Source organism: Pseudomonas sp. TMB3-21 (genome assembly GCF_054898145.1).
Map to the genome: position 1 here is coordinate 4664412 of NZ_CM142718.1, position 12213 is coordinate 4676624.

Consider the following 12213-nt stretch of genomic DNA (forward strand, 5'->3'; position numbering starts at 1 on the left):
CTGCTTTGGCATATGATGCCTCGCCACCGCTTTCCTCCGTCCAGCCGGGAACCCAGATGCAGCTCAAACACAAAATCGTCGCGCTCGGGATTCTACCGCTGGTACTCGCGATCGCGGTTATCTGCGCGCTGGTGATTTCGCTGAACCGCCAGCTCGGTGATCAACAGGCCCAACTGATCGAAGACAGCATCCTGGCCAGCAAACGCGCCGAGCTGAAAAACTACGTCGAAATGGCGCAGAGCCTGATCGCCCCGCTCTATGACAATGGCCAGGGTGACGCGCAGGCACAGCGCCAGGTACTGGAAGAACTGCGCAAACTCAGCTTCGGCATCAACGGCTATTTTTTCGTGTACGACCGCGAGGGCCGCAGCCTGATGCACGCGCGCCAGTCCGATCTGGTCGGTCAATACCTGTGGGACATGAAAGATCCGCAAGGTTTGCCAGTCATTCAGGCGCTGCTTAAAAGCGCGCAATCGGGGGAAGGCTTTCAGCGCTATGCCTGGAATAAACCGTCGTCCGGCCAGGTCACCGACAAGCTTGCGTACGTCGTCATGCTGGACAGCTGGGGCTGGATGCTCGGCACCGGCATTTACCTTGAGGACGTCGAACGCGCCACCCAACAGGCTCGCGACGAAGTGGCGCAAGGCATTCGCACCACGATGCTGGCGATTGCCGCCGTGGCGCTGGTGGCCGTGCTTTTCGTGTTCGCCAGCGGCATGACCCTCAACGTCAGCGAACACCGCCTCGCCGACAAAAAACTGCAGCGCCTGACTCAGCGCATCGTCAGCCTGCAGGAAGAGGAACGCTCACGAGTGTCCCGTGAGCTGCACGACGGCATCAGCCAGGTGCTGGTCTCGATCAAGTTTCAGTTCGAGCTCGCCAGCCACGTGCTGGAAAATGGCCAGGACAAGGGGCTGAGCATTTTGCGCGAAGCCACTCAACGGCTCGGCGAGGCGATTGGCGAGGTGCGCAGTCTTTCCCACGACCTGCGCTCCTCCCTGCTCGACACCCTGGGTTTGTCCGCCGCCATCGGCCAGCTTGCCGAAGAATTCGAGCAACGCAGCGGGCTCACGGTCACGTACAACGACAATGAATTCGACTGCCATTTGGTCGATGGCGCTGCTGTGTCACTGTTTCGCATCGTCCAGGAAGGCCTGACCAATATCGAGCGCCACGCGCAGGCCAGGCACGTTTCGATTACCCTGCACGGCTCTGAAGATTCCATTCGACTGACGGTGGTCGATGACGGCATCGGCTTCAACGTCGCCCAGGTTGAACGTCACCAGGCCGGCATCGGCCTGCGCAATATGCGCGAACGTGTCGAACATTTCGGTGGCCGCCTTGAACTGATATCCATGCCGGGCAGCAGCGTGCTGGATGTGCTGCTGCCGATGAAAATTCCCGGCGCAAGACGCTGATCCGCCCTTTAAGAGTGAATGCCTGCGATGAACCTGCCCTCCCCGATCCGTGTTGCCCTGGTTGACGATCATTCGCTGGTGCGTGACGGCATCAGAGCGCTGCTGTCGGTCATGGCCCAACTTGAAGTCGTGGGTGAAGCTGAAAATGGTGCGGACGCCATCGAGATGGTCGGCCGCTGCCAGCCGGATCTGCTGCTGGTCGATATCAGCCTGCAGGACATCAACGGCCTCGAACTCACCCGCGTTCTGCGCGGTCAGTATCCGGCGCTGAAAGTGCTGGTGTTGAGCATGTACGACAACTACGAATATGTCAGTGAATCGGTGCGCTCCGGCGCCAGCGGTTACGTGCTGAAGAACGCACCGTCACGGGAAATCATCGCCGCCATCGAAGCCATCGCCAGCGGCGGCACCTTCTACAGCGCCGAGATCGCCCAGCGTTTGATTGCCGATAAAACCACCGACAACGAGCTGACCCCACGCGAGAACCAGGTGCTGTCGAAAATGGCCCAAGGTCTGAACAACAAGGAAATGGCCCGCGAACTCGACATCAGCGTGCGCACCGTGGAAACCCACCGGCTGAGCATTCGGCGCAAACTCAACATCGATAAGCCCGCAGCACTGGTCAAATACGCGATGGACCACGGGCTTATCTCCCGCTGAGACGCATGGATGTCTGTGGGAGCACAGCTTGCTCGCGATCGCGGTCGGACAGTCAACTCAAACGCTGAATGTCACGTCGCCATCGCGAGCAAGATCGGCTCCCACAGGGCAGGCAGCGCCACTGTCTTATCTGGCGTCATGCCTTGCCGACTTCAACCACACCCTGATTTAAGCGCACCGGCCACACACGCAGACGCTGTTGCGGGTATTCCAGGCAGCTGCCGTCTTCCAGACGGAAATGCTGTTTGTAGATCGGCGATGCCACGACCATCTCGCCCTTGATGCTGCCGATCAGCCCACGGCCGATCACATTGGCCCCCGATTGCGGGTCGTGATTGTCGATGGCATAGAGGTTTTTACCTTCAGCCGCCGACAGATAAAACAGCGCCACCTGCGCACCGTCCAGCCAAACCACCACCCCGGAATTGTCGACCAGGTCCTGCTGTTCACACACCGGCGTCCACACCTCGGCACCGGTCATGGCTGCGATGGGTTGCGTATTGATCTGGCTCATCAGGCAATCTCCTCGGTGACGGGAATAAGGTTGAGTTCGGCGGCCATGATCGGGCGCCGCTGACCGCGCTCCTGAACGAAATGAATGTCCGGATCGGGGCGTTTATCGTTGACGAAGGTGCGGAAGCGCTTGAGTTTTTGCGGGTCCTTGAGGGCATTGGCCCACTCGCATTCGTAGCGATCGACCACCAGCTGCATCTGCACTTCGAGCTCCGCACCGAGGCCCAGGCTGTCGTGAATGATCACGTCCTTGAGGAAATCGAGGCCGCCTTCGAGGCTTTCGCGCCAGACCGAGGTGCGCTGCAATTTGTCCGCAGTGCGGATGTAGAACATCAGGAAACGGTCGATGTAGCGAATCAGCATGGCGTCATCGAGGTCAGTGGCGAACAGCTCGGCGTGGCGTGGGCGCATGCCGCCGTTACCGGCGATATAAAGGTTCCAGCCTTTCTCGGTGGCGATCACACCGACGTCTTTGCTCTGCGCCTCGGCGCACTCGCGGGTGCAACCGGACACCGCGAACTTAAGCTTGTGCGGCGAGCGCAGGCCTTTATAGCGGTCCTCGATGGTCAAGGCCATTTGCACGCTGTCCTGCACACCGTAGCGACACCAGGTACTGCCGACGCAGGACTTCACTGTCCGGGTGGACTTGCCGTAGGCATGGCCGGTCTCGAAACCGGCCTCGATAAGCTCGGCCCAGATGTCCGGCAACTCGTGCAATTGCGCGCCGAACAGGTCGATGCGCTGGCCGCCGGTGATCTTGGTGTAAAGGTCGTATTTCTTCGCGACCACACCGATCGCGATCAGTTTGTCCGCAGTGATCTCGCCACCGGGAATGCGCGGCACCACCGAGTAAGTGCCGTTCTTCTGCATGTTGGCCATGAAGGTGTCGTTGGTGTCCTGCAGCGGCACCAGCGACGCATCCATGATCGGCTGGTTCCAGCACGAAGCGAGAATCGAACCGACCGCGGGTTTGCACACATCGCAACCGGTATGGCCGCGACCATGTTTGGCGAGCAACTCTTCAAAGGTGATCACCCCTTCGACGCGCACCAATGCATACAACTCTTGACGGGTGTAGGCGAAATGTTCACACAGGCTTTTATCAACACTGACGCCTCGGGCTATCAGCTCATGTTCAAAAACCTGCTTGAGCAGACCCGCGCAACCGCCGCAACCGGTGCAGGCCTTGGTTTGCGCTTTAAGCAGGCCAAGGTCGCTGCAGCCGCCGTCGATGGCCGAGCAGATCGAACCTTTGGTGACGTTGTGGCACGAGCAGATCGTGGCCGATTCCGGCAACGCCCCCGGGCCCAGTGTCGGTGCGCCTGCGGAAGACGGCAAAATCAGACTCGCCGGTTCCGCCGGCAAAGCAATCGCGTTCTGCATGTATTGCAGCAACGTATCGTAATAGCTGTTGTCGCCGACCAGCACCGCGCCGAGCACATGTTTGCCGGTGGCATCCACCACCAGGCGACGATAGCTGGCGCTGGCTTCGTCGATGAATTGATAACTGCGTGAGCCCGGCGTGCTGCCGTGAGCGTCGCCGATGGAGCCGACATCGACGCCGAGCAGTTTCAATTTGGTCGACATGTCCGCGCCCATGAACGGCTCGGCGACCTGATTGCACAGGACCGCTGCTACGCCGCGTGCCATTTGGTAGCCCGGCGCAACCAGGCCGAACAGGCTGCCGTTCCACGAAGCGCATTCGCCGATGGCATAAATATGCGGGTCGCTGCTAAGGCAGTGGTTGTCCACTACGACGCCGCCACGCGGGCCGATCTCCAGCGCCGATTGCCGGGCCAGCGCGTCCTGCGCGCGGATGCCGGCGGAGAACACGATGAGATCGGTTTCGAGAAATTCGTCATTGGCGAAATTCATTCGATAGCGATACTGCTCACCCGCCGTGATCGACTGGGTTGCGCGGGACAAGTGCACGCCGACGCCGAGGCGTTCGATTTGCGACTTAAGCGCCATGCCTCCCATTTCATCCAGCTGCACCGGCATCAGGCGCGGTGCAAACTCGACGACGTGCGCTTCCAGGCCAAGGCTTTTCAGCGCATTGGCGGCTTCGAGACCGAGCAATCCACCACCCACCACCACGCCGCGTCTGGCGTTGGCAGCGGCGGCGCGAATCGCGTCGAGGTCTTCAAGGGTCCGGTAAACCAGTCGTGAATTGCCCTCGGCGCCCTCGACCGGTGGCACGAACGGATATGAACCCGTGGCCAGCACCAGTTTGTCGTAAGCGACGCATCCTTGTGCGGTAATCACCTGACGCCGCGCGCGGTCGATTTCCAGCACCGGTACGCCCAGATGCAGCGTGACGCCCGGCGTCTGATAGAGCGAAGCGTGACCGAGGGCCAGCGACTCGGCATCGCGGCCGGTAAAGTATTCGGAAAGGTGCACGCGATCGTAGGCGCGCATCGGCTCCTCACTGAACACGTGCAGCCGATACTGCTCAAGCGCGCCCCGCTCAATCAACTGTTCAACGCAATGATGGCCGACCATGCCATTGCCGATCACCACCAGAGTTTGCAATTTGTTCAACGCGGCAACATTGGAATTCATAAGAAGCACCCGGCTAAAGCGGTTCAGAAAGCAAAAAAAAACGCCTGAAACCTTTCGGTTCCAGGCGCCTTTGCCTGTTCTTTTGCGGTATCGACTGCAGACGACTGTGCCTGGTCCACCGATGTTGCCCGTGAATCGATCGTCGTTGATCGAGGGGCTGCCCACTCGATTGCATTCGCGGTGGGCCTGACCGATGTCTTGCAGTGTTTGTGCCAGATTAAAAAAACACTGATTTACAAAGGTTTTCTCGACGTTGAGCGTGTCTACACGTTCAACGCGATGCCTTCCCTTAGTGCAATCGAAGCGCTCGGGCTTTATAAAAGTGCACGGGTCACAGGTATTTCAACCACGCAAGGTCACGCCGCCGCGCCTTCAATGCCGAAAACCATTTCACCGGCGGATACAGTGCGATCGTCAACAGAATCGCAGTGAGCCACACCGCGACTATCGAGTCGAAACCGAACAAAATGCCCTGATTAGGCCCTGCTAGCGCAACGGCGATGAGGTACAGCACTTTCAGTACGTACAAGTGCAATAGATAGAAGAACATCGGCGCCGAACCGAATACAGTCAGCGGTCGCAGCCACCGCGTGGTGTGCAGGCGTTCGAACCACAGAAGCAGCAAACAGCCAACACTCAGGGTCAGCGTGACAAACAGCAGTGACGGCGGGTACTTGGTGATGTTGAAAAAACTCATCAGCGTCTGCACGGCGGTCTCACCCTCATGCCACGGCGCCTCGCCGTAACCGTTGAAGAGCCTTAATGCCACGAACCCGATCAATCCCATGACACCTGCGATCAACAGTCTGCGCTGACGAGTCTGCGCATCGGCCGCCCGCCCGAACCACGGTCCGATGGCGTAACCCAGCCCGATGACGCCGATCCATGGCAGCACCGGATACGAAGTGCGCAGACGAAGCCCGTCGACGGCATCGATCCAGCCACGGTCGTGGAGAATCGCCCAGGGCACATGCATCGCTGATTCAATCGGGAAATGCACCGCGTCGAGCAGGTTGTGGCCGGCGATGATTGCCAGGCTCAGCGCGAGCAATATCGGGCGCGGCAACCAAACCATCAGCGCCAGGGCCATCATGCTCAAGCCAATCGCCCAGATCACCTGCAAGTAGATGACGGTGGGTGGCAGCTGGAACGTCCACGCGAGGTTCACCAGGGTGAATTCGAGCACCACCAGAAACAGACCGCGTTTAAACAGAAAGCTGCAAACATCGCTTCTGCCGGCATATTTCTCGCCGTATAGCCAGGCGGACAGGCCGGTGAGCAGGACGAACACCGGCGCGCACAAATGCGCCAGGGTGCGGCTGAAAAAAAGCGCCGGTTCCGTCGTGGCGATGTCCATGGGATCGGACACCTGCCGATGCAGGAAAAACGTTTCACGCACATGGTCAAGCAGCATGAAAAGAATCACCATGCCGCGTAAGGCATCGATAGACAGAAGTCGGCCAATCGCCGTTCCAGCGGGAGGGTGTGTAGCAACAGTCATGAAAAGTTCGCACTGCAAAAAGGGTGAGTTGAAAGAGTCGCGAGGGAATCGGGATACAGATTATATTGTTACCCTATAACGTAGCCAGTTGAATTTCATTTTTTACATCTGAGCGCCCCTTTCAGCCTGCTCCGCGACACATTCCGAATGAGCGATTGCCCAATCGCTCAGTGGTGTTACCTTGGAAATGTTTTGTTTCAATCACCTTCACCACACCCGCAAAGGAATGCTCCGCAATGCACTTTTCGTTCAAACATCTGGCTGCGACAACTCTGCTCGTGGCTGGCCTGTCGGCCTTCACCACATCGGCCCAGGCCAACCTTACGCCGCAACAAAACGCGACCATCCTCAAGACGTTTGACGAGGCCTCGGTTACGGATTTCCGCCAGTTCCTCGCCAGCCTGGCGAAAACCGACCTGGCCAAATCCAATGATATTGGCCCGGCAATCGGCGCTTTCCTAGGCGACAAGTCCCTCACCGCTGAACAACAGAACGAAATTCATCGTCTGCTTGGCCTCTACGCGCGGATCAAGTACGGCAGCGCCGCGACCGAGACGCTGCGCGAACTGGTGGCCATCCCGACCTTTCAGGTCGAAGGCATGGCCCAGCATGACAACCCGGAATTCATCAAGATCGCCGACAAGATCAAGAACCTCGCAGAAGCCTTCAACCTGAAATTCCGCAACATCGACAACCGTGTCTACGAGATTTCGCTGGAAGGCAGCAGCCCTGAAGTCGTCGGCATTCACGCGCATGCCGATGTAGTGCCAGTGACTCCAGATAACTGGGTATTGGAGGACGGCACGCGGCTCGACCCCTTCAAGGTGACACTGATCGGCGACCGCATGTACGGTCGCGGCACCGAGGATGACAAGAACGGCATCGTCGTTTCGCTGTATGCCATGAAAGTCATCAAGGAAGAAAAACTGCCCCTGGCGCGCAATTTCAAACTGCTGGTCGACACCACCGAAGAAACCACCAGTGACGCCATCCCTTACTACTTCGAACGCAACCCGACACCCAACTACAACCTGGCGCTGGACGGCGGTTACCCGGTAGTGATTGCTGAAAAAGGCTCCGGCACGGTCATGGCGAATTTTGCCCGGCGCCCAGCCGAGGGCACAGGCGCCGAAATCACCAGCATGACCGGCGGCCTGGCGACCAACCAGATCCCATCTGCTTCGGTCGCTACGCTGGTCACCGACCAACCCGCCGAACTGGCCGCTACACTCGAGAAGGCCGGCGCGGACTACGTCAAGCGCAATGGTGGCGACTTCAGCGTGACGGCCAAAGTCGTCGACAAGGGCGTCAAACTGGCAGTTACCGGTGTTTCAGCGCACTCCTCCGAGCCAGAATCCGGCGTCAACCCGGTGGCCAGAATGCTCGACTTCATCAATAGCCTCGACGGCAAAGTCGCGCTCAAGCACAACTACATTACCGACGCCGCCCGCTACGCCGCCGACAACTGGGGGCTCGATTACCTCGGTGGAAAATTGGGCGTGGGCTTCTCCGATGCGTTCATGGGTCCGCTGACCACCTCGCTGACATTTGTCGGCATGGATGAAAAAAACTTCAAGCTGGCGGTCAACCTGCGTGTGCCGAAGGGCAAGTCTGCGGAAGTGCTCAAGACTGAAATCGCCGAAAAGCTGGACGCCTGGAGCAAGAAGTCCAAGGTCGCCGTGGCGTTCGATTATTCGGTCGCCGAACCGATGTACCGCAATCCGGAAGGCGAATGGGTCAAGGCGTTGCTGGCCGTTGCCAGCGAAAACCTGGGCATGGAACATAAATTCGGCACCTCGGCCGGCGCGACTTCGGTGCATGAATTACCCAATGGCGTGCAGTTTGGCCTGGCGCGGCCTGAGGCGAAATACACCGGCCATACCGATAACGAGTTCAAAACGGTTGACCAGTTTCTGCTGGACTTGCAGATCGTGACGGAAATGATGGGGCGTATCGGGCAGTTGCCGAAGCTTTGATTTGCCAGATCTGATCAGCAATCCCCGGAGAACGTAAACCCCAGATGTAGAAAAGCCACTCATCGAGTGGCTTTTTTTGTCGCCGCAGCACTGCACCACGATAGTTTTAATCGAGCGACTGCCCGAACTTCAGCAGGTTGCCATCCGGATCGATGACGTAAATCTCGGCGGTGCCCCAGGCTGTGCGACTCACGTCCTGGAGTTCCGGTAACGCACCCTTCAGTACCGCATGCACGGCATCGATATCGTCAACGCGAATGTAGCAGGACGTATTTTCGGCGATGTACTTGTCAGCGCAGCTCCAGAAAAGCAGCTCGACGTCGCCCCAGGCCGCCATCCCATAAGAAAAATCTTCAAAATGCTGAGCCTTGAACCCCAATCCTCTGTAGAAATCGAGTGTGCGTGCGATATCCGTCGACGCCAGAATCGGGATGGCTTTGGAAAGCCGTGGCTTGGTGTCGGTCATTGTGTTCTCCATTTAGACGTTGCGTCCTTAAGCCAGACGATTCGCTCGGGATGATAGATCGAATATCCCGTAGCGCTGACTAAAAATGTTTACTTATGTTTGGGAATGATTACTATTAGCGCGCACCCAGCCTGAAGGATTAGCGCAGTGATACGAACCTCTCCAGTGTTCTCCCGGTTACACGCAGGGAACAACGTCTACGGCCTGCTTAACTCTCTACCGTCCCCGATGCTCTGCGAAATGCTCGCATTTGCGGGCTATGACTTCGTGATTCTGGATCTTGAGCACTTGCTGCGCTCTGAAGAAGACATCATGCATTGTGTCCGCGCGTGTGAGGCCGCGGGTATTTCGCCCTGGCTGCGCATACCCGAAGTGGACGAAAAACTGATCGGTCGGGCGCTGGATGCCGGTATCGAAGCCATCGTCCTTTCACGTACCGAAAGTGCCGCGCAAGTTCAGCGCGCCATCGAAGCGGCCTTCTTCCCTCCCTTGGGCAAGCGTGGAATCACCGGTGGCCGTATCACCGGGTTCGGTCGCCTTCCATTACCCGAATACATTGATCTGGCCAATCGTCAGACGCCGATTATTCCCATGATCGAAAGCCGCGCCGGGGTCGACGCGCTCGACGACATCCTGCAACTGCCGGGCGTCGGCATGATCATGGAGGGCGCGCTGGACCTGTCCCTCGATCTAGGCCTGGGACCCGATCCGCTCAACCCTCAAGTCTGGCAAACGCTGCAAAACATGGCCGATGCCTGCTTCAGCGCCGCAATACCTTTCTGCCCAAATCCCCGCACGCCCGAACAAAACACGCTGTGGCGCGCTCGCGGGATCCGGAGTTTTCTCGCCGGTGAAGACCGGGGCTTGCTGCATAACGCATTGAAAGCCCGCCTGCATTCTCTCCAACCGTAACTCTCCAACCGAAAAGATGAGCCAACGTAGCCCACATGAAAACAACAAATTCCCTACATTTTTCTCTCAGTCTCATCACGTTGAGTATTTGCCAGGTTGCCATGGCCGCCGAACAACCCGTCGATGCGTCCGCCAGCCCTGCCAGCAGCATGGAACTGGTGCCCGTGGTGATTCAGGGTGACGTTCTCGGCACGGCCAGCGATCAAGAGGTGCGTACCTACGCCGGCAGCCGCAGCGTCGTTGACGCAAGCGAACTGAAAAAAGCCAGCGTTCGCGGTCTGGACGATGCGTTGCAACGGGTACCGGGCGTCAAGATTTTTGACGAAACCGGCACCGGCGCCTTGCCACAGATATCGGTACGCGGCCTGTACGAAAGTCGTAGCGGCCGGATTCAAGCGTTGTCGGATGGCATCCCGCTGGCACTGGCACCGTATGGCCAGACGGGTATGTCACTGTTTCCGATGACCATGGCCACTGTCGATCGCATTGATATCGTGCGTGGGGGCGCCGCGGTGCAATACGGCCCGAACAACGTTGGCGGAGTAATCAATTTCATCAGCAAGCCGATTCCGCGCGAGTGGGAAACCACGCTGCAGGAGAAGTTGACGTTTAACGCTGGCGGGCGCCGGTTGTGGGACAACTATCTGGGCACCGGCGGCTACCTGACCGACAACTTCGGCCTGCAACTGGACCTCAACACCCTGGGTGGCGAATCCGGGCGCGAGCACTCCGAAACCGATGTTCAGAATTACCGTCTGCGCGGACAGTGGAACATCGACGACGATCGCGATCTGAGCTTCGGTATCCAGCACTACAAGGCCGATATGGACCTGGCCGGTGCACTGAGCGTTAAGGATTACAAAGATGATCCACGGCAATCGACGCGCCCGCTGGACCGCTTCGAGGGCGACACCAATCGCGTATGGGGTACCTACACCCAGCGCCTGGGCGCCATAGGGCCGTTCGACTCAGTGGAATACAGCTGGACCAATTTCGCCCACGACAGCTACCGCAACTTCGTCGTCGGCCTGCCGTTCACTCCGGACGGTACGGCGGTGACCAAACAGGACGGTCCACGCGATTTCAAAGTCTGGGGCTCGGAGCCGCGCATCAGTGCCACCATCGATGGCGACACGGTTGGCCAGACCTGGTTGCTGGGCGCCCGTTATGTCAGCGAAGACATCGATTACAAGGTCAACCGCCAGAGCGTCGCTACCGGTAGAACGACGCCATTCCGGGACTGGAAGTTCGATGACGACGCCCGCGCGTTCTACCTCAGCAACGCCATCAGCCTGCTTGATCATCGTCTAACCATCACCCCCGGCGTGCGCTACGAAAATGCCCGCATGGATTACGCAGACGGCATCACCGGCTTCTCGCGCGAGAACAAATCCGAAGAATGGCTGCCGGGCCTCACAGTGGGTTATCAGGCGACCGACACCTGGTATGTCTACGCCAACGCCCAGAAGTCCCTGCGCCCACCGCAAGTCACGCAGATCGTCAAGGAAGGCGATGTCGGCGCCGAACTGGCGTGGAACTATGAGACCGGCGTGCGCTATACACCGTGGGACGGCCTGCGCGTAGATTTCAATCTGTACCGCATCGATTTCGACGACCAGATCAGTTACAACGCCACGACTGACCGCTTCAATAACCTTGGCAGCACACGTCACCAGGGTTTCGAGAGCGAGATTTTCTGGACGCCGCAAGCGCTCCCTGATCTGGACCTGCACGCCAGCTTTGCGTACCTCGATGCCAAGCAACGCAACGGCACATTCAAGGGCAACGAAGTGCCGTATTCCTCGCGCAATCAGTTCACGATTGACGGTCGTTACCGTTTTGCCGAGCACTGGACTTACAACCTTGACGGCCTGTATGTCAGCAGCGCTTACACCGATGCTGCCAACTCCAGCGATGAAGATGCCACCGCCAGCGTGGGCAAACTGCCTGCTTACTGGCTCTGGAACACAGCCCTTGAGCGTGAATTCAAGCTGGCGGACGAGAGCCTTTTGACCGCGTCCGTGGGGGTCAGCAACCTGTTCAACCGCGAGTACTACTTCCGCGGTATCGACACCAGCCCATGGGGTCGTCAAGCCGCGCCAGAGCGCTCGCTCACCCTCGGCGTCAACTACCGCTTCTAAACCGCGCATCTGCGCCCCTGTCAATCTGCTGCCCGATCCTCCGGGACGGTCAGCAGCTGCCCCC

General features: G+C 58.7%; 9 protein-coding genes. 5 read left to right on the plus strand and 4 right to left on the minus strand.

Annotated elements, in window-relative coordinates:
• Window positions 1-56: 56 nt before the first annotated feature.
• Both ACYZTS_RS21190 and ACYZTS_RS21195 read left to right on the plus strand, forming a co-directional pair.
• Window positions 57-1418 carry a cache domain-containing protein gene (locus tag ACYZTS_RS21190; protein WP_461991838.1) on the plus strand — a complete coding sequence of 454 codons (1362 nt, stop codon included), beginning with the start codon at window positions 57-59 and terminating at the stop codon, window positions 1416-1418.
• Window positions 1419-1445: 27 nt separating this feature from the next.
• Window positions 1446-2078 carry a response regulator gene (locus tag ACYZTS_RS21195; protein WP_028621298.1) on the plus strand — a complete coding sequence of 211 codons (633 nt, stop codon included), beginning with the start codon at window positions 1446-1448 and terminating at the stop codon, window positions 2076-2078.
• A gap of 136 nt (window positions 2079-2214) precedes the next feature.
• Here ACYZTS_RS21195 and nirD read toward each other — a convergent pair whose 3' ends face one another.
• From nirD to ACYZTS_RS21210, 3 genes are all read right to left on the minus strand, one after another.
• The gene (nirD, locus tag ACYZTS_RS21200; protein WP_028621297.1) at window positions 2215-2592 is read right to left on the minus strand and encodes a nitrite reductase small subunit NirD; all 378 of its coding nucleotides are present in this window, start codon (window positions 2590-2592) and stop codon (window positions 2215-2217) included.
• Entirely contained in the window at window positions 2592-5153 is a 2562-nt protein-coding gene (gene nirB, locus ACYZTS_RS21205) for a nitrite reductase large subunit NirB (RefSeq protein ID WP_461991840.1), read from the minus strand. The genes nirD and nirB overlap by 1 nt, the downstream gene beginning before the upstream one ends.
• Window positions 5154-5484: 331 nt before the next feature.
• Window positions 5485-6654, minus strand: a complete 1170-nt coding sequence (locus ACYZTS_RS21210) for a DUF1624 domain-containing protein (protein ID WP_461991842.1) — start codon at window positions 6652-6654, stop codon at window positions 5485-5487.
• Between the two features lie 236 nt (window positions 6655-6890).
• Between ACYZTS_RS21210 and ACYZTS_RS21215 the strand changes: the two genes are divergently transcribed.
• The gene (locus tag ACYZTS_RS21215; RefSeq protein WP_461991844.1) at window positions 6891-8630 is read left to right on the plus strand and encodes a dipeptidase; all 1740 of its coding nucleotides are present in this window, start codon (window positions 6891-6893) and stop codon (window positions 8628-8630) included.
• Between the two features lie 106 nt (window positions 8631-8736).
• On the opposite strand, the gene ACYZTS_RS21220 is transcribed toward ACYZTS_RS21215, so the two are convergent.
• On the minus strand, window positions 8737-9096 hold the full coding sequence (locus ACYZTS_RS21220; protein ID WP_461991845.1) for a bleomycin resistance protein: 360 nt from the start codon (window positions 9094-9096) through the stop codon (window positions 8737-8739).
• Between the two features lie 228 nt (window positions 9097-9324).
• On the opposite strand from ACYZTS_RS21220, the gene ACYZTS_RS21225 reads away from it, so the two are divergent.
• On the plus strand, window positions 9325-10008 hold the full coding sequence (locus ACYZTS_RS21225; RefSeq protein ID WP_461996507.1) for an HpcH/HpaI aldolase family protein: 684 nt from the start codon (window positions 9325-9327) through the stop codon (window positions 10006-10008).
• A gap of 35 nt (window positions 10009-10043) precedes the next feature.
• Window positions 10044-12149, plus strand: coding sequence for a TonB-dependent receptor family protein (locus ACYZTS_RS21230; protein ID WP_028621292.1), 2106 nt, complete (start codon window positions 10044-10046; stop codon window positions 12147-12149).
• Window positions 12150-12213 lie beyond the last annotated feature (64 nt).